The organism is Paraburkholderia solisilvae (genome assembly GCF_902859875.1).
Classification (GTDB): Bacteria; Pseudomonadota; Gammaproteobacteria; order Burkholderiales; family Burkholderiaceae; genus Paraburkholderia; species Paraburkholderia solisilvae.
Map to the genome: position 1 here is coordinate 175,429 of NZ_CADIKF010000004.1, position 17,014 is coordinate 192,442.

15 protein-coding genes are annotated in these 17,014 nt (G+C 63.8%); 5 read left to right on the forward strand and 10 right to left on the reverse strand.

Annotation, left to right across the window (positions count from 1 at the left end; all coding sequences use genetic code 11):
* Positions 1 to 100: 100 nt before the first annotated feature.
* The 4 genes from HV675_RS04585 to HV675_RS04600 form a co-directional block, all read right to left on the reverse strand.
* Positions 101 to 3,136, reverse strand: a complete 3,036-nt coding sequence (locus HV675_RS04585) for a ribonucleoside-diphosphate reductase subunit alpha (protein ID WP_175109578.1) — start codon at positions 3,134 to 3,136, stop codon at positions 101 to 103.
* Positions 3,137 to 3,742: 606 nt separating this feature from the next.
* On the reverse strand, positions 3,743 to 4,339 hold the full coding sequence (gene ampD / locus HV675_RS04590) for a 1,6-anhydro-N-acetylmuramyl-L-alanine amidase AmpD (RefSeq protein ID WP_175109579.1): 597 nt from the start codon (positions 4,337 to 4,339) through the stop codon (positions 3,743 to 3,745).
* Positions 4,340 to 4,576: 237 nt separating this feature from the next.
* On the reverse strand, positions 4,577 to 4,930 hold the full coding sequence (locus HV675_RS04595; RefSeq protein WP_175109580.1) for a PP0621 family protein: 354 nt from the start codon (positions 4,928 to 4,930) through the stop codon (positions 4,577 to 4,579).
* Between the two features lie 8 nt (positions 4,931 to 4,938).
* Positions 4,939 to 5,958: a cytochrome C assembly family protein gene (locus tag HV675_RS04600; RefSeq protein WP_175109584.1), complete on the reverse strand. Its 1,020-nt coding sequence runs from the start codon at positions 5,956 to 5,958 to the stop codon at positions 4,939 to 4,941.
* Between the two features lie 128 nt (positions 5,959 to 6,086).
* On the opposite strand from HV675_RS04600, the gene ffh reads away from it, so the two are divergent.
* Together ffh and HV675_RS04610 are read left to right on the forward strand one after the other, a co-directional pair.
* Positions 6,087 to 7,454: a signal recognition particle protein gene (gene ffh / locus HV675_RS04605; protein WP_175109586.1), complete on the forward strand. Its 1,368-nt coding sequence runs from the start codon at positions 6,087 to 6,089 to the stop codon at positions 7,452 to 7,454.
* A 142-nt stretch (positions 7,455 to 7,596) separates the two neighbouring features.
* A complete protein-coding gene (locus tag HV675_RS04610) occupies positions 7,597 to 8,148 on the forward strand; it encodes a hypoxanthine-guanine phosphoribosyltransferase (RefSeq protein WP_175109588.1) in 552 nt (183 codons plus the stop codon).
* 37 nt (positions 8,149 to 8,185) lie between these two features.
* On the opposite strand, the gene HV675_RS04615 is transcribed toward HV675_RS04610, so the two are convergent.
* Together HV675_RS04615 and HV675_RS04620 are read right to left on the reverse strand one after the other, a co-directional pair.
* Positions 8,186 to 8,782 (reverse strand): MarC family protein, encoded by a 597-nt coding sequence (locus HV675_RS04615; protein WP_175109589.1) that lies wholly within the window; start codon positions 8,780 to 8,782, stop codon positions 8,186 to 8,188.
* Positions 8,783 to 8,794: 12 nt separating this feature from the next.
* On the reverse strand, positions 8,795 to 10,531 hold the full coding sequence (locus HV675_RS04620) for a proline--tRNA ligase (RefSeq protein ID WP_175109591.1): 1,737 nt from the start codon (positions 10,529 to 10,531) through the stop codon (positions 8,795 to 8,797).
* Positions 10,532 to 11,032: 501 nt separating this feature from the next.
* On the opposite strand from HV675_RS04620, the gene HV675_RS04625 reads away from it, so the two are divergent.
* Both HV675_RS04625 and HV675_RS04630 read left to right on the forward strand, forming a co-directional pair.
* Positions 11,033 to 11,731, forward strand: coding sequence for an RNA pyrophosphohydrolase (locus HV675_RS04625; protein WP_175109592.1), 699 nt, complete (start codon positions 11,033 to 11,035; stop codon positions 11,729 to 11,731).
* Between the two features lie 88 nt (positions 11,732 to 11,819).
* The gene (locus HV675_RS04630; protein WP_175109593.1) at positions 11,820 to 12,383 is read left to right on the forward strand and encodes a CNP1-like family protein; all 564 of its coding nucleotides are present in this window, start codon (positions 11,820 to 11,822) and stop codon (positions 12,381 to 12,383) included.
* Between the two features lie 58 nt (positions 12,384 to 12,441).
* Here the strand turns inward: HV675_RS04630 and proB are convergent, their stop codons facing one another.
* From proB to rplU, 4 genes are all read right to left on the reverse strand, one after another.
* Positions 12,442 to 13,560: a glutamate 5-kinase gene (gene proB, locus HV675_RS04635; RefSeq protein ID WP_175109595.1), complete on the reverse strand. Its 1,119-nt coding sequence runs from the start codon at positions 13,558 to 13,560 to the stop codon at positions 12,442 to 12,444.
* 98 nt (positions 13,561 to 13,658) lie between these two features.
* On the reverse strand, positions 13,659 to 14,777 hold the full coding sequence (gene cgtA, locus HV675_RS04640; RefSeq protein ID WP_175109597.1) for an Obg family GTPase CgtA: 1,119 nt from the start codon (positions 14,775 to 14,777) through the stop codon (positions 13,659 to 13,661).
* 348 nt (positions 14,778 to 15,125) lie between these two features.
* Positions 15,126 to 15,389, reverse strand: coding sequence for a 50S ribosomal protein L27 (gene rpmA, locus HV675_RS04645; protein WP_175109598.1), 264 nt, complete (start codon positions 15,387 to 15,389; stop codon positions 15,126 to 15,128).
* Positions 15,390 to 15,413: 24 nt separating this feature from the next.
* Positions 15,414 to 15,725 carry a 50S ribosomal protein L21 gene (gene rplU / locus HV675_RS04650; RefSeq protein ID WP_007180329.1) on the reverse strand — a complete coding sequence of 104 codons (312 nt, stop codon included), beginning with the start codon at positions 15,723 to 15,725 and terminating at the stop codon, positions 15,414 to 15,416.
* 244 nt (positions 15,726 to 15,969) lie between these two features.
* Here rplU and HV675_RS04655 point away from each other — a divergent pair, with 244 nt between their 5' ends.
* Positions 15,970 to 16,962 carry a polyprenyl synthetase family protein gene (locus HV675_RS04655; RefSeq protein WP_175109600.1) on the forward strand — a complete coding sequence of 331 codons (993 nt, stop codon included), beginning with the start codon at positions 15,970 to 15,972 and terminating at the stop codon, positions 16,960 to 16,962.
* Positions 16,963 to 17,014: the final 52 nt, after the last annotated feature.

The window sequence follows — 17,014 nt, forward strand, 5'->3', positions numbered from 1 at the left end:
CGGCGGCTGTCTTGCTTCGTTTGAACCCGGCGCGGCGTGCTGCGCGCCGGCGGTGGCGTCGTCGAGACTGCGCCGCCGCCGACGTGTTACTGCGCGTTACTTACTGGCAAGCCTCGCACTCGTCGAAGCCCGGGTCGCCCGGACGCATCATGCAGACCGGACCGTCCGCTTCCGGCGCCGCATCGAGAGCAGCGAGCGGAGCAGCAGCCACAGCGGCCGATGCCTGCAGACCGCCCGACGACGCACCGCCACTCGCGCCACCGCCGATACCGAAGCCGCCTGTCATGCCACCTGCGGAGCCATTCCCGGCTCCGCCTGCACCACCCGCGCCACCATCGTTGCTCGGCACCGCGTTCAGCGCGCCGTGCGCGACCGTCGACTTCTCGACGTGCGTCGCCGCCATCGTGCGCAGGTAGTACGTGGTCTTCAGGCCGCGCAGCCATGCGAGCTTGTAGACCTCATCGAGCTTCTTGCCCGACGCGCCGCCCATATAGATATTGAGCGACTGCGCCTGGTCGATCCACTTCTGCCGGCGCGAGGCTGCCTCGACGAGCCACGTCGGATCGACTTCGAACGCGGTCGCGTAGATCGCGCGCAGGTCGCCCGGGATCCGGTCGATGCGCGACAGCGAGCCGTCGAAGTACTTCAGGTCGGCGACCATCACCTCGTCCCACAGGCCGCGCGCCTTCAGGTCGCGCACCAGGTATTCATTCACCACCGTGAATTCGCCCGACAGGTTCGACTTCACGTACAGGTTCTGGAAGGTCGGCTCGATGCAGGCCGACACGCCGATGATGTTCGAGATCGTGGCGGTCGGCGCGATCGCGACGCAGTTGGAGTTGCGCATACCGTGTGCCGCGATCCGCTCGCGCAGCGACGCCCAGTCCATCGACTCGCTCGAATCCACTTCGACATAGCCGCCGCGTTGCTCGGCGAGCAGCGTCAGCGTGTCCTGCGGCAGGATGCCGCGATCCCACAGCGAGCCGCGGTAGCTCGAATAGCGGCCGCGTTCCTGGGCGAGCTCGGTCGACGCCCAGTACGCGTAGTAGCAGACCGCTTCCATCGACCGGTCGGCGAACTCGACCGCGTCCGGCGACGCGTACGGCGTGCGCAGCAGGTGCAGGCAGTCCTGGAAGCCCATGATGCCCATCCCGACCGGGCGGTGCTTCAGGTTCGAGTTACGCGCCTTGGCGACCGCGTAGTAGTTGATGTCGATCACGTTGTCGAGCATGCGCATCGCGACGCTCACCGTGCGCTTGAGCTTGTCGTGGTCGAGCGTGAGCGTGCCGTCGGCCTGCTGCTTCATGTGCGCGACGAGGTTCACCGAGCCGAGGTTGCAGACGGCGATTTCGGTGTCGCTGGTGTTCAGCGTGATCTCGGTGCACAGATTCGACGAATGGACGACGCCGACGTGCTGCTGCGGGCTGCGGATGTTGCACGGATCCTTGAAGGTGATCCACGGATGGCCGGTTTCGAACAGCATGCCGAGCATCTTGCGCCACAGTTGCGCCGCCGGCAGCTTCTTGAAGAGCTTCAGTTCGCCGCGCGCGACCTTGTCTTCGTAGGCCGTGTAAGCGGCTTCGAACTCGGCGCCGAACTTGTCGTGCAGGTCCGGGCAGGTCGACGGCGAGAACAGCGTCCAGTCGCCGCCTTCGGCGACGCGCTTCATGAACAGGTCCGGAATCCAGTTGGCGGTGTTCATGTCGTGCGTGCGGCGGCGGTCATCGCCGGTGTTCTTGCGCAGCTCGAGGAATTCTTCGATGTCGAGGTGCCACGACTCGAGGTATGCGCACACCGCGCCCTTGCGCTTGCCGCCCTGGTTCACCGCGACGGCCGTGTCGTTGACCACCTTCAGGAACGGCACGACGCCTTGCGACTTGCCGTTGGTGCCCTTGATGTGCGAGCCGAGCGCGCGCACGCGGGTCCAGTCGTTGCCGAGGCCGCCGGCGAACTTCGACAGCAGCGCGTTTTCCTTCAGCGCCTCGTAGATGCCGTCGAGGTCGTCGTCCACCGTGGTGAGGTAGCACGACGACAGTTGCGAGCGGCGCGTGCCCGAGTTGAACAGCGTCGGCGTCGAGCTCATGAAGTCGAAGCTCGACAGCACGTTGTAGAACTCGATCGCGCGCGCTTCGCGGTCGATTTCGTTCAGCGACAGGCCCATCGCGACACGCATAAAGAATGCCTGCGGCATTTCGATGCGCGTGCCGTCGGCATGCAGGAAATAACGGTCGTACAACGTTTGCAACCCGAGGTAGCCGAATTGCAGGTCGCGGTTTGCGTCGAGCGCCGCACCGAGACGCTTCAGGTCGAACTGCAGCAGTTTCTCGTCGAGCAGTTCCGCCTGCACGCCGCGCTTGATGAAGAGCGGGAAATATTCGGCATAGCGCTCGTTCATCTGCGCCTGCGTCACTTCCTCTTCGAGGATCTCGCGGCGGATGGTGTGCAGCAGGATGCGCGCGGTGACCTGGCTGTACGCCGGGTCTTTTTCGATCATCGTGCGCGCCGCCAGAATGGCCGAGTCGTACACCTGGCTCATCGGCACGCCGTCGTACAGGTTCTTCACCGTCTCGGCGGCGATCGGCTCCGCGCTCACCGCGTCGCCGAGATTCGCGCACGCCGATTCGATCAGCGCGCGCAGTGCGTTCAGGTCGAGCGGACGCGTGACGCCGTTGTCGATCACGTTCAGGCCCGACTCGGCCGCCTGCCCTTCCTGCTCGTGGCTGCGCTCCTGGTGACGCTTCTCGCGGTACAGCACGTAGGCGCGCGCGACGTTGTGCTCGCCGCCGCGCATCAGCGCGAGTTCAACCTGATCCTGAATGTCTTCGATGTGGAACGTGCCGCCGTTCGGGCGGCTGCGCATCAGCGCGCGCACGACCGATTGCGTGAGTTGTTCCACCAGTTCGCGCACGCGCGCCGACGCTGCGCCTTGACCGCCGTTGACGGCCAGAAAAGCCTTCGTCACCGCGATTGCGATTTTCGAAGGCTCGAACGACACCACGCTGCCGTTGCGACGGATCACCTTGTAGTCGGCGAAGGTCGCCGGCGCGAGCGCTTGCGCGCCCTGAGCCTGCCCGGCGGGAGGAAGGCCAGTGGGTGCGCCCTCGTACCGGGTCGTCACGTTGTCGGTCGTTTGCATGTGCAAAAGCTCCTGGTCTGGGGGTGGTGCGGACCTAACCGCGAATTAAAACAATCGCTGCGCCGGCGCGGACGCGAGCGAAGTAAGGAATGGGTGAAACCTGCGATGGGGATGACCGCTCAGTTCGCTCCGGCTGGAACGACCGGATGCGCTCTGCTGGCGGCGGCGGGAACAGCGCAACGTGATGATCGGCCTGGACCCACGACGCGACAGGTACAAACCCTGCGCGTGAGCGAGCGTCTTCATCATGCGTGTTGCGATCACTGGCTGGTCCCTTTCTTGGCGAAGTTGCTGAAGCGTCAAATAGAGCGGACGCCACGAGAGCGGACGCTACGCGAAGCGGACATCGCTTCAGGACGCGTCACTTCAGCGTTTTTTCAATGCCGGCAATGCTTTAGGCACCCTGCTCATGAAGCGGGTGCGCTGCCCCGATCAACACAACATCTTGTGGAAAACTGCTTTAACGGCACCAAGTATAGTGGACTTTAGCGTTCTATCAATCTAAAAATTTAGCCCGCGCGGGTTGACATTTCGCTTGACCGCGCGGGCCCAAGGCTCACGCGCGAGCAAGCCCGGCCGGGCTTTGCGGGTTTTCGTCGCAGCCGCTTATCGCGCAGCTGGCCGATACCGATAGGGGAAATACTGATCGGGAAATGAAGTTTCGCGTTGCAGTCGCGCCCAGTCGAAGTGCGGACCGGGGTCGGTCTTGCGGCCCGGTGCGATATCCGAGTGACCGGCCAACGCGGTGATCGGATAGTGCGCGGCGAGGCTCTGTGCGAGCGCGCTCAAGGTCTGGTATTGCGCCGCTTCGAATGCGGCGGCGTCGCTGCCTTCGAGCTCGACGCCAATCGAGAAGTCGTTGCAGCGCTCGCGGCCGAAGAAATTCGACGCGCCCGCATGCCACGCGCGCTCGTTGCACGACACGAATTGCTCGAGCGTGCCGTCGCGGCGAATCACGAAGTGCGCGGACACGCGTACGCCGCGCAGGTGGGCCGCGTAGTACGGATGCGCGTCGCAGTCGAGGCGGTTCAGAAACAGGTCGGCGATTGCGCCGCCGCCGAATTCGCCCGGCGGCAGGCTGATGTTGTGCACGACGATCAGCGTCGGCACCGCGTCTGCCGGACGCGCCTCGACATTCGGCGACGGGAACGGCTGCGCGCCTGCGACCCAGCCGTCGGCGCCGATCGCGAAGTTGTGCGTCATCGGCTCGGTCTCGTCGATGTGCGCTTCATGGGTGCGCTTTGTTCGTGAGTGTGATTCATGGGTGGGCCGCGGTGGGCTGCTTTGCCGGCGCGCTTCATGGGTGTGCTTCGTTGGTGTGCGTTGTCCGACTGCGTTGTCTGCCTGATTCGTTGGCGCGCTTCGTTGGCCTGCTTCACCTGCCTGCTTCACCTGCCCGTTTCATCTGCCTGCTTCTTCGGCGCGCTTCTTCGGCACGCTTCATCGGCCGTCCCGGCCCTTCGTCTGCTCGACGCGCGCCGCGTAGCGCTGCGCGTGTGCGGCGCTGCAGAACGGCTGACCATCGAACATCACCGAATCGCTTTTCGGTGCGTGCACGCCGCACTCGGCGCAGCGGATCATCGGCTCCGGAAGTTGCCGGCTTGCGGTGCCGCGTGCGTTGCCGTTCGGTCCGGGCGCACCGTTCGCCGCACGGTTACTCGAAGACTGACCGGCGCCGTTCGCGCCAGGCTGACCGCCCGCGCGCGACGACGTACGCGCATCAGGACGCCGCAGCGCCTTGACGAGCCATTGACCGACCACGAACAGCAGGACCAGCAGAATGATTTGCCGCATGGGAACACTCAGACGACAGGACGGTGCAGCAGCACCTGGAAGACGAAACGGCTGCCAATATAAGCAAGCACCAAGGCGACGAACGCCGCGAGCACCCAGCGCAACGCAGCACGCCCGCGCCAGCCCGACACTTTGCGCGCGGTCAGCAACGCGCCGAACATCAGCCACGACAGGACGGCGAATACGGTCTTGTGATCGAACGTCAGCGGCCGGTTCATCAATTGCTCGTTGAACAGCATGCCGGATACGAGCGTGAGCGTCAGCAGCACGAAACCTGCGCTGATCAGCCGGAACAGCAGCTTCTCGAGTGTGAGCAGCGGCGGCAGCGTGTCGAGCCAGCCCGACAGCCAACCGTTGCCGGCCGCCGCGTTGTGCCGCTGCAGCGCGCCGCCGCGGCCGCGCATCGCATGCAGACGCCGTTCGACGAGCAGCATCAGCACCGCGTGCAGCGCGGCGATCACAAAGAGCCCGTAGGCGATGTTGGCGATCAGGAAGTGCAGCTTGAACAGCGGCGCGGCCGAGTACGACAGCACATGCACGCCGCCGAACACGAGCGGCAACAGCGATGCGACGCACGCGAGCGGCAATGCGAGCAGCCGCAGACCGTCGAGCGGGAAGAAAAAGCTTTCTATCCAGTAGATGCCCACGCCGAGCCAGAACATCGCGGACAGCGCGAACGCAAAGCCGAACACCATCGCGTTCTGCGGAAAGATGGTCGTGTGCAGCAGAACGCCGTGCACCAGCAGTGCGACGAACAGCAGAATGCGCACCGGCGGCGTCATGCCGATCGCCACGCCTTGCGCGCGCGTGCGCTGCGCCACCGGTTGCATCGACGCCGACGGATTCACGTGTGCGCCCGCCGCGGCCGAAGGATTCAGTCGAGCGCCGGCCGCGCCCGTTGCTCCGGTCGCCAGCGACGGTGCGCCCTCGAACACCGGCTCGGGCGCGGTGTGCCGATGCGAGCGCCACCCTGCGACGGCCAGGCCGCCGTACAGGAGCGCAGTGAGGGCATACAGTACAATATCCATGTTCGAAGTTTACACTAGGGCACCTGGCCGCGACGCCGGGCTACATGCGCACGCGCAGTCATGCGCGGCGTGTGCGGCCGCTGGCACCCTCCGTCGCGCGCACGGGGCCGCACTGCTCATCGCTCCCCATGCTCGACAATCTCACTCAACGGATGGCGCGCGTCGTCAAGACGCTGCGCGGCGAAGCCCGGCTCACCGAAGCCAATACGCAGGAGATGCTACGCGAAGTTCGCCTTGCGCTCCTCGAAGCCGACGTCGCGTTGCCGGTCGTACGCGAATTCATTGCGAAAGTGAAGGAAAAGGCGCTCGGCGAGGACGTGGTCGGCAGCCTGTCGCCGGGCCAGGCGCTCGTCGGCGTCGTGCAGCGCGAGCTGACCGCGGTGATCGGCGGCGACTACGAAGGCAAGGCCGTCGAACTGAATCTCGCCGTCACGCCGCCCGCGATCATCCTGATGGCCGGCCTGCAAGGCGCCGGTAAAACCACGACGGTCGGCAAGCTTGCGAAGCTGTTGCGCGAGAAGTACAAGAAGAAGGTGCTCACCGTTTCGTGCGACGTCTACCGTCCGGCCGCAATCGCGCAGTTGCAGACGGTGACCGAGCAGGTCGGCGCCGATTTCTTCCCGTCGCAGCCGGATCAGAAACCGGTCGATATCGCGCGCGCCGCGGTCGACTGGGCCAAACGCCACTATCACGACGTACTGCTCGTCGATACGGCCGGCCGCCTCGGTATCGACGAAGCGATGATGCAGGAAATCACCGCGCTGCATAGCACGCTGAATCCGGCGGAGACGCTCTTCGTCGTCGACGCGATGCTCGGCCAGGACGCGGTCAACACCGCGAAGGCGTTCAATGACGCGCTGCCGCTCACCGGCGTCGTGCTGACCAAGCTCGACGGCGACTCGCGTGGCGGCGCGGCGCTGTCGGTGCGGCACATCACCGGCAAGCCGATCAAGTTCGTCGGCGTCGCGGAGAAGCTCGACGGCCTCGAAATCTTCTACCCGGATCGCATGGCGAACCGGATCCTCGGGATGGGCGACATTCTCGCGCTCGTCGAAGAGGCGCAGCGCGGCGTCGACGTGCAAGCCGCGCAGAAGCTCGCGGACAAGGTGAAGAAAGGCGGCGACTTCGACCTGAACGATTTCCGCGCGCAACTTTCGCAAATGAAGAATATGGGCGGCCTGTCGTCGCTGATGGACAAGCTGCCCGCGCAGTTCCAGCAGGCGGCGGCCGGCGCCGATATGGGCCACGCCGAAAAGCAGATGCGCCGGATGGAAGGCATCATCAACTCGATGACGGCGCAGGAACGCGCGAAGCCCGAGCTGATCAAGGCAACCCGCAAGCGCCGCATCGCGGCGGGCGCCGGCGTGCAGGTGCAGGAAGTCAACCGCATGCTCAATCAGTACGAGCAGATGCGCACGATGATGAAAAAACTGAAGGGCGGCAATCTGCAGAAGATGATGCGCGGCATGAAAGGCATGCTGCCCGGGATGCGCTGAGCAGCGGCGCGAACGGACGTCGTCGGATCGATGCCGTGACATGCCGGGCGCACACCGGGTTTATTCGGTGACCGGGTTTGTTCTGAAGCGGCGCCGTTGTGTTCCACACTAATATGTATACAGTTACCGCCCGCCGAACATCATGAATCGCGAAGAAGCCCTCCAGATTTTCAGTCAGTCCGAAGAGATCGTATCGGCCGCCGACGTCGACGCGTCGATCGCGCGGATGGCCGGCGAGATCCGCACCGAGATGAGCGACGTGTTCCCGCTCGTGCTGTCGGTGATGGGCGGCGCCGCGGTATTCACCGGCATGTTGCTGCCGCATCTCGACTTCCCGCTCGAGTTCGATTACATCCATCTCACGCGCTACCGGAACACCACCCAGGGCAGCCACGACATGCAATGGCGGGTCGCGCCGGCCGAATCGGTGAAGGACCGCGTCGTGCTCGTGCTCGACGACATTCTCGACGAAGGCGAGACGATGGCCGCGATTCGCGACCGCATTCTCGCGATGGGTGCGAAGCGCTTTATGAGCGCGGTGCTGTGCGAGAAGCTCATCGCGAAGGCCAAGCCGCTGCGCCCGGACTTCTGCGGCTTCGAAGTGCCGGACCGCTATGTGTTCGGCTGCGGGATGGACGCAAAGGGCTATTGGCGCAACCTGCCGACCATCCGCGCGCTGACCGCCGGCGGGTGAAATCTGGCCGCGCGCTTCTCGGCGCGGCGTCGCAAATTCAGAGTTGATGCACGAACGCGCGAATACCGGCGAGGATCATCTCGACTGAAATTGCGACCAGCACGAGGCCCATCAGCCGCTCGAACGCGGTGACCGCGCGTTCGCCGAGCCACTGCTGAATCCGCTCCGACAACACGAGCACGATCGCGCAGATCACCATCGTCACGGTCAGCGCACCAATCCATTCGAGCATCTTGCCGGGCGCCTGCGACGTCAGCAGCATCACCGTCGCCAGCGCCGACGGACCGGCCAGCGCGGGAATCGCGAGCGGCACGATCAGCGGCTCGCCGCCGCGCGTCACTCCGGTCAGGCCGTCCGGATGCGGGAAGATCATCCGCAACGCGATCAGAAACAGGACGATGCCCCCGCCGATGCGCAGCGACAGATCGGTCAGATGCATCATGCGCAGAAAACGGTCGCCGGCCATCATGAAGGCCAGCAGGATCGCAAACGCGATCGCGACCTCACGCAGAATCACCCACGCGCGGCGATGCGGCGTCACGCCCCGCAAGCAGCTGACGAAGAGCGGGATATTGCCGAGCGGGTCTGTGATCAGGATCAGCAGGACCGTGGCGGACAGGAAGTTGTACTCCACGGTCCGCTCCGGTCAGTGCGAAAGCGCTGCCTTCACCTTGTCGACCACGGTCTGCGCGGCCGTGTCGACCGGCAGCAGGGTCGCCTCGGTGTCGCGCCGGCCCTGGTACTCGATCTTCCCGTCCTTCAGACCGCGCTCGCCGATCACGAGCCGGTGCGGCACACCGATCAGCTCCCAGTCGGCGAACATCACGCCCGGGCGCTCGCCGCGGTCGTCGAGAATCACATCGATGCCGGCCGCGATCAGCTCGCCGTACAGCTTGTCGGCGTGCTCGCGCACCGCATCGCTACGGTCGTAACCCATCGGGCACAGCACGACTTCGAACGGCGCGATCGATTCCGGCCAGATGATGCCCTTGTCGTCGAAGTTCTGTTCGATCGCCGCGCCGAGAATGCGCGTGATGCCGATGCCGTAGCAGCCCATCTCCATCGGCTGCGGCTTGCCGGTTTCGTCGAGGAACGTCGCGTTCATCGCGACCGAGTAACGCGTGCCCAACCGGAACACGTGACCGACCTCGATGCCGCGGCAGATATCGAGCACGCCCTTGCCGTCCGGCGACGGATCGCCCGTCACCACGTTGCGGATATCCGCCACCACCGGTTCCGGCAGGTCGCGGCCCCAGTTGACGCCGGTCGTGTGATAGTCGACCTCGTTCGCGCCGACCACGAAGTCGCTCATGTTCGCGACCGTGCTGTCCGCGATTACCTTGACCGGCTTCTTCGTATTCAGCGGACCGAGATAGCCCGGCGGCGTGCCGAACCATTCGACAATCTCCGCTTCGGTCGCGAAACGGAAATCGGCGAGGCCCGGCTGCCTGCCCGCCTTGATCTCGTTCAGCTCGTGGTCGCCGCGCAGCAGCAGCAGCCAGATGGTCGGCTCGGCGCCTTCGTTGTCGGTCGCGAGCACGATCGACTTGATCGTGCGTTCGAGCGGAATGTTCAGATGCTCGGCGACCTGCTCGCACTTCGCCTTGCCGGGCGTGGCGGTTTTTTGCAACGGCTCGACGGGCGCGGCGCGCTGCGCGACGAGCGGCAGCGCGTCGGCGGCCTCGACGTTCGCCGCATAGTCCGACGTCGGGCAATAGGCGATTGCGTCCTCGCCGGTATCGGCGATCACATGGAACTCGTGCGAGCCGCTGCCGCCGATCGAACCGTTATCCGCCGCCACCGCGCGAAACTCGAGACCGAGGCGCGTGAAGATCCGCACGTACGCGTCGTACATCTTGCGATACGACTCCTTCAGACCTTCCGTGTCCTTGTCGAACGAGTACGCGTCTTTCATGATGAACTCGCGACCGCGCATCACGCCGAAGCGCGGACGGATCTCATCACGGAACTTGGTCTGCACCTGATAGAAGTTCACCGGCATTTGCCGGTAGCTCTTGATCTGGTTGCGCGCGATATCGGTGACCACTTCCTCGTGTGTCGGGCCGAGCACGAAATCGCTCTGTTTGCGATCCTTGAAGCGCAGCAGCTCCGGACCGTACTTCACCCAGCGCCCCGACTCCTGCCACAGCTCGGCCGGCTGCACCGACGGCATCAACAGTTCGATCGCGCCCGCCCGGTTCATTTCCTCGCGCACGATCGCTTCCACCTTGCGGATCGAACGCAGGCCGATTGGCAGATAGTTATAGATGCCGCCGGCCACGCGACGGATCATGCCGGCACGCACCATAAGCTTGTGACTGACAATTTCGGCATCGGCAGGCGCTTCCTTGAGCGTGCCAATAAAGAAACGGGAGGCTTTCATTCAGAGTTTTCCAAAAGCGGCGGAACCGGGTCGGGCCCGCCCAAAGAGATGAAACGGTAGCATTTGCGGACCCGTTCGCCAAATCCGCGTCAGATCGGCGCCGAACGCACGCGAGATTGCACGCCGGGCGAGCGTGAAATGTGCGCGAAGCGCGTGCCGAATGCAATGGTTCAATGTCCAGCGGGCGCATTCGGCAGGTTCAACCCTCTTTTGCCGCGCCTGCCTAAGGCCTACGCCGACGTCCATGCGTGCGCCGAGGGCCTCGCCACACGACTCGGACGATGCATTCTGGCGACACGGTATGTGCTGCGAACTGGATGCCGACCCATGCCGACCGAGTCCCGACTGAGTCCCGACCGCCTGCCAGGCGGGTCCGGGCTCTCGCTTGCAACAGGCTCCGGCGCGCTGCGATCCAGGGGCAACCCGGGCGGCGTTCGTGGTGCGTCAGGGCCATTATCTGTTTATAATCAAAGCAATTTTAAAGGATTCGAAGGTGGTTGTATGCTGGATCGTGAAGGCTTTCGCCCGAACGTCGGCATCATCCTCTTGAACGCGCACAACGAGGTGTTTTGGGGTAAGCGGCTCCGTGAACATTCCTGGCAGTTTCCGCAAGGGGGCATCAAATACGGTGAAACCCCCGTGCAAGCGATGTATCGGGAGTTACACGAGGAAACCGGGCTGCTTCCCGAGCACGTCAAGGTGATCGGTCGCACGCGCGACTGGTTGCGTTATGAGGTGCCGGACAAGTTCATCAAGCGTGAAGTACGCGGGCATTACCGTGGCCAGAAGCAGATCTGGTTCCTGCTCCGGATGGTCGGGCGCGATTGCGACATCTGTTTGCGCGCCACCGATCACCCCGAGTTCGATGCATGGCGCTGGAACGAGTACTGGGTGCCGCTCGACTGTGTGATCGAGTTCAAGCGGGATGTGTATCAGCTGGCGCTGACGGAACTCTCCCGTTTCCTGCGCCGCGCTGCGCCGCGTACGGACAAACCGGGAGGTCATCATGGGCAGCGCTATCCGAGGATGGCGTCGTCGGTGAATGTGCCGCCGGGGTCGGCCGCATCAGCGGCTGTGTCCACGCCGTCGGCCGGTCAGGTGGTGACCGTCGTGGTTGAAACATCGCTGCGTGCACCGATGGAATCGGACTGCTCGGCAGCCGAAAGCGTCGTCGTTCGCGTGCCGGGTTTGCGCGACTAGCGCTGCAGCAGCGATACTGTGCGGCGCGTCGCGCCGCGTTTGCCGGTGCGGCTCATTCGCCGCCGCGCCGGCATTTCGGGGAATTCATTTGAAAGCGTTTGCTCTCGCCGTGGCTTGCATCGCCACCGGCGCTCTGCTGGCCGGCTGTTCCAGCACCAACAAACAACCGGCCACGCAGAAGGATTCAGACTTCCATTATCTGCTCGACATGCCGACCAACTGGACCGAGAACAAGGTCGACAAGTTGCCGCCGCTGCCCGATACAGCCGACCTGCTGCCCTTCCAGGTATCGCAGAACACGCCGCTCAGCTACTTTGTGGATTCGAAGTCGATCACGGTAGGATCGGACGGCGTCGTGCGATACACGGTCGTGGTCACGAGCCCGGGCGGCGCGCGCAATATCAATTACGAAGGCATTCGCTGCGATAACTACACGTGGCGCCTGTATGCGGGTCTCAACGACAACCACGACGGCTGGGACCGCACGGTCGAAAATGACTGGGCGCGTATCGAGAACGGCGACCTGAACGCGTATCGCGCGGCGCTGTATCAGGACTTCTTCTGTACGAACCGGATACCGGTCGGGTCAGCGAAGACGATCGTCAATAATATTCGCTACAACCGGACGCAGAGCGAGTTGATCAACCGCTGATGCGCTGGGCGTTGCGCGCCGTTTGCGAAAACGGCGCGCCCGCAGCGCGCCGGGCTAGTTACACCAGCACGAGATTGTCGCGGTGAATCAGTTCGGGCTCGAGCATATAGCCGAGCACGGATTCGATCTCGCCGCTCGGGCGGCGCTGAATCAGCTTCGCCTCCGAACTGCTGTAGTTCGTGAGGCCGCGCGCAACTTCGCGCCCGGCCGCATTCACACACGCGATCACCTCGCCGCGCGCAAACACGCCCTGCACGTCGACGACGCCGATCGGCAGCAAGCTCTTGCCGCCCTCGGTGAGCTTCTCCACCGCACCGTCGTCGATCACGACATGGCCGCGCACCTGCAGATGGTCCGCCATCCATTGCTTGCGCGCCGCCATCCGCGCGGTGCGGGCGATCAGCTGTGTGCCGATCGCTTCTCCAGATGCGAGCCGCGCCAGCACATCCGCCTCGCGGCCGCTGGCGATCACCGTATCGGCGCCGCTGTGGGCCGCGCGCTTGGCGGCGAGAATTTTGGTCAGCATGCCGCCGCGGCCGATGCTCGAGCCGGCGCCGCCCGCCATCGCCTCCAGTTCCGGTGAGCCGGCATCGGCCTGCTGCACGAGCGTTGCGGACGGATCTTTGCGCGGATCCGCGGTATAGAGACCTTGCTGATCGGTGAGAATGATCAGCGCGTCGCCCTCGATCAGATTCGCGACCAGCGCGCCGAGCGTATCGTTGTCGCCGAACTTGATTTCGTCGGTCACGACCGTGTCGTTTTCGTTGATGATCGGCACGACACCCAGACGCAACAGCGTCAGCAACGTCGAACGTGCATTCAGGTAGCGTTCGCGGTCCGCGAGGTCAGCATGCGTGAGCAGAATTTGCGCGGTGCGGATCGCATGCTCGGCGAAGCGGCTTTCGTAGACCTGCGCAAGCCCCATTTGCCCAACCGCAGCCGCGGCCTGCAATTCGTCGATCTCACGCGGCCGCTTCGTCCAGCCGAGGCGCTGCATCCCTTCCGCGATCGCGCCGGAACTGACCAGCACCACTTCCTTGCCTTGTTCGCGCAGCGCGGCAATCTGCGCAGCCCAACGGCCGATGGCCGCGTGATCGAGGCCGCGCCCGTCATTCGTGACGAGGCTCGATCCGACTTTCACGACCAGCCGGCGGGAATCTGCGATGACGGAACGCATTGTGCGCGATCTCCAACAGGGTACGAGGGTGCTTCGTCAGTGGCACATCAGGCTGCCGTACACGCGAACCGTGCAGCGGCAGCCGGACTTGTTGCAGGTCAGTCTTGCGGCGGGTTGGCCGATGCGCCGCCGGCGCCGTCTTCGGCCTCCTGACGGAAACGCACATCGGCCGCCAGATCTTCCGCCTCGGCGGCATCGTGAGCCTCCGAATGTGCGGCAAGGTAGTCATACACCGCGTAGCAGAGGTTCTCGCAACCCTGTCCCGTCAACGCGGAAATCTGAAAGACCGGCCCGTCCCATTCGAATCCCTCCCGGAACGCCGCAACACGCGCTTCGCGTTCTTCTTCGGGAACCATGTCGAGCTTGTTCAGCACGAGCCAGCGAGGCTTCGCGTACAGCGTCTCGTCGTACTTGCGCAGTTCGTTGACGATCGCCTTCGCTTCCGCGACCGGATCGACCGCTTCGTCGAACGGTGCGAGATCGACGATATGCAGCAGCAAGCCGGTACGCTGCAAGTGCCGCAGGAACTGATGGCCAAGCCCCGCGCCTTCGGCGGCGCCCTCGATCAACCCGGGAATATCGGCGATCACAAAGCTTCGGCTGGGTCCGACCCGCACCACGCCGAGATTCGGCGCAAGCGTGGTGAACGGATAGTCGGCGATCTTCGGCCGCGCATTCGATACCGACGAAATAAACGTCGACTTGCCCGCGTTCGGCATGCCGAGCAGGCCGACATCCGCGAGCACTTTCAATTCGAGGCGCAGCATCCGGCGCTCGCCGGGTTTGCCATCGGTTTTCTGGCGCGGCGCGCGATTCGTGCTCGACTTGAAGTGCAGATTGCCGAGACCGCCCGTTCCGCCCTTCGCGACCTGCACGACCTGATTGTGCTCGGTCAGATCGGCGATCAGTTCGCCGGTATCGAGATCGGTAATGACGGTGCCGACCGGCATACGCAGCGTGATGTCGTCGCCGCCCTTGCCGTAACAGTCCGCGCCGCGGCCGTTTTCACCATTGCGCGCCTGATGTTTCTTTGAATAGCGGTAGTCGATCAGCGTATTGATATTGCGATCGGCGATGGCATGCACGCTGCCGCCTCGTCCGCCATCGCCGCCGTCCGGGCCGCCGAACGGGACGAACTTTTCGCGGCGCATCGACGCGCTGCCATCTCCTCCGTCGCCGGCGATGACTTCGATCTTCGCTTCGTCAATGAACTTCATGCGTTACTCCATCCCGTTTGTTCCGTCTGGAACCGTCTGGCCCCGCCTGATTCGGCCGGGTCCCACCTGATACCTGATACCGGTTAATGCTGTTTGATGCTGTCTGATCCACCCGTACTGCCGCTATTTTGCCGCGCGCGGCAAGGGCCAACAATCGACCAAACGGCCGATCGACCAGATGGCGAAGCAAAGGAGAATCAAAGTCAAAGCGACAGACCGAACGTGTGCAGCTTGCCGTGCGCGTGCTGATGCGTGCGCGCCCGCGTATGAAAGAAAAGGCAATAAAAAAAGCCCCGCTTACTTCGCGGGGCCTTTTCCGGTGCTGAAGCCCGAACCTGATTAATTCACTCAGGCTGCTGCGCGGACGACGTTGACCGTATGCTTCCTGGCGGCGCCTTTCGTCGAGAACTTGACGTGGCCGTCGACCAACGCGAACAGCGTGTGGTCCTTGCCCATGCCGACGTTCTCGCCCGGGTGCAGACGCGTACCGCGCTGACGCACGATGATGCCGCCGGCGAGGATTGCCTGACCGCCATAAACCTTCACGCCGAGACGTTTCGACTCGGAGTCGCGGCCGTTCCGGGACGAGCCGCCTGCCTTTTTGTGTGCCATGTGATAGCTCCTTGCCCGATGCGCTTACGCGTTGATCGCGTCGATGCGCAGTTCGGTGTAGTTCTGGCGGTGGCCGCCGTGCTTCTGGTAGTGCTTCCGGCGACGCATCTTGAAGATCGTCACTTTGGCGTGACGACCTTGCGACACAACGGTAGCCTTGACGGAAGCCCCACTGACCAGCGGCGTACCGAACTTAATCGATTCGCCTTCGCCCACTGCGAGAACCTGGTCGAGCGTGATTTCTGCGTCAATGTCTGCCGGTATCTGTTCTACTTTAAGTTTTTCGCCGACAGCAACCTTGTACTGCTTGCCGCCGGTTTTTATGACCGCGTACATTGAAAACCTCACTCTGGAATTCGTGATCCACTTTTCCGACGCACCACGCGCGGAAACCCGTGATTATACATAGAGTTAGCCGACCGGTCAAAGCCGATTCACATCCGGCGCAATGACCTCTGACGGCCCCGTCCAATGCCCGTAGCATAGGCCGAATGGCCAGAAAAGCTGCGCACGGCCACCCCGCGACGCGGAAATTGCGCGATTCGCCTTATAATTCGCGGCATTACCCCAATTCGCCACCATGTCGTCGACCGCCACCCCCGCCCCCAACGCCGCCAGCCTGCTCGCACCGATCTCCGAAGACATGCAGCAGGTCAATCGTGTCATCCGGCACCGTCTGGCGTCCGAGGTCATGCTGATCAACCAGATCTCCGAGTACATCATCAGCGCCGGCGGCAAGCGCCTTCGTCCGGCGCTGCTGCTGCTCGTGGCGGGCGCGCTGGGCGATACCACCGGGCAGCGTCACGAACTGGCCGCGGTGATCGAGTTCATCCACACGGCCACGCTGCTGCACGATGACGTCGTCGACGAATCCGACCTGCGGCGCGGCCGTCAGACCGCGAATGCGCTGTTCGGCAATGCGGCGAGCGTGCTGGTCGGCGACTTCCTCTACTCGCGCTCGTTCCAGATGATGGTTGGCGTCGGCAAGATGCGCGTGATGCAAATCCTGTCGGAGGCGACCAACATCATCTCCGAAGGCGAGGTGCTGCAACTGCTGAACATGCATGATGCGGACGTCGACGAAACGCGCTACATGCAGGTCATCCGCTACAAGACGGCGAAGCTGTTCGAGGCCGCCGCCCAGCTCGGTGCGGTGCTGTCGGATGTGGACGAAACAACCGAAGCGGCCGCGGCCGAATTTGGCCGCCGCATCGGCACGTCGTTCCAGATCATGGACGACTGGCTCGATTACACCGGCACGGCCGAATCGATGGGCAAGAACGCCGGCGACGATCTGCGCGAAGGCAAGCCGACACTGCCGCTCATTTATCTGATCGAACGCGGCACGCCCGAACAGGCGGCACTCGCGCGCGACGCGATCGTCCAGGGCGGCACGGACCGCTTCGAAACCATTTTCGACGCGATCACGCGCTCAGGCGCGCTGGATCACACACTGCAATGCGCGAAGCAGGAAGCACAGGCGGCTGCGGCCGCGATTTCTTCGTTTCCTGATTCCATTTACAAGGAAAGCCTGCTAGAATTATGCTCTTACTCGACGACGAGGCAGTCTTAATCGAGACTCATCCCCTCGAAAAGTCCAGTAAGAGTCCAGCCGTACAATGCAG

Excerpts from the sequence above, each read along its gene's own strand:
- HV675_RS04625 (WP_175109592.1), top strand. The coding sequence starts at position 11,033 with ATGCTGGATCGTGAAGGCTTTCGCCCGAACGTCGGCATCATCCTCTTG.
- HV675_RS04595 (WP_175109580.1), bottom strand. The coding sequence starts at position 4,930 with ATGCGGCAAATCATTCTGCTGGTCCTGCTGTTCGTGGTCGGTCAATGG.
- HV675_RS04610 (WP_175109588.1), top strand. The coding sequence starts at position 7,597 with ATGAATCGCGAAGAAGCCCTCCAGATTTTCAGTCAGTCCGAAGAGATC.
- HV675_RS04585 (WP_175109578.1), bottom strand. The coding sequence starts at position 3,136 with ATGCAAACGACCGACAACGTGACGACCCGGTACGAGGGCGCACCCACT.
- ampD (WP_175109579.1), bottom strand. The coding sequence starts at position 4,339 with ATGACGCACAACTTCGCGATCGGCGCCGACGGCTGGGTCGCAGGCGCG.
- ffh (WP_175109586.1), top strand. The coding sequence starts at position 6,087 with ATGCTCGACAATCTCACTCAACGGATGGCGCGCGTCGTCAAGACGCTG.
- proB (WP_175109595.1), bottom strand. The coding sequence starts at position 13,560 with ATGCGTTCCGTCATCGCAGATTCCCGCCGGCTGGTCGTGAAAGTCGGA.
- HV675_RS04620 (WP_175109591.1), bottom strand. The coding sequence starts at position 10,531 with ATGAAAGCCTCCCGTTTCTTTATTGGCACGCTCAAGGAAGCGCCTGCC.
- cgtA (WP_175109597.1), bottom strand. The coding sequence starts at position 14,777 with ATGAAGTTCATTGACGAAGCGAAGATCGAAGTCATCGCCGGCGACGGA.
- rpmA (WP_175109598.1), bottom strand. The coding sequence starts at position 15,389 with ATGGCACACAAAAAGGCAGGCGGCTCGTCCCGGAACGGCCGCGACTCC.
- rplU (WP_007180329.1), bottom strand. The coding sequence starts at position 15,725 with ATGTACGCGGTCATAAAAACCGGCGGCAAGCAGTACAAGGTTGCTGTC.
- HV675_RS04600 (WP_175109584.1), bottom strand. The coding sequence starts at position 5,958 with ATGGATATTGTACTGTATGCCCTCACTGCGCTCCTGTACGGCGGCCTG.
- HV675_RS04655 (WP_175109600.1), top strand. The coding sequence starts at position 15,970 with ATGTCGTCGACCGCCACCCCCGCCCCCAACGCCGCCAGCCTGCTCGCA.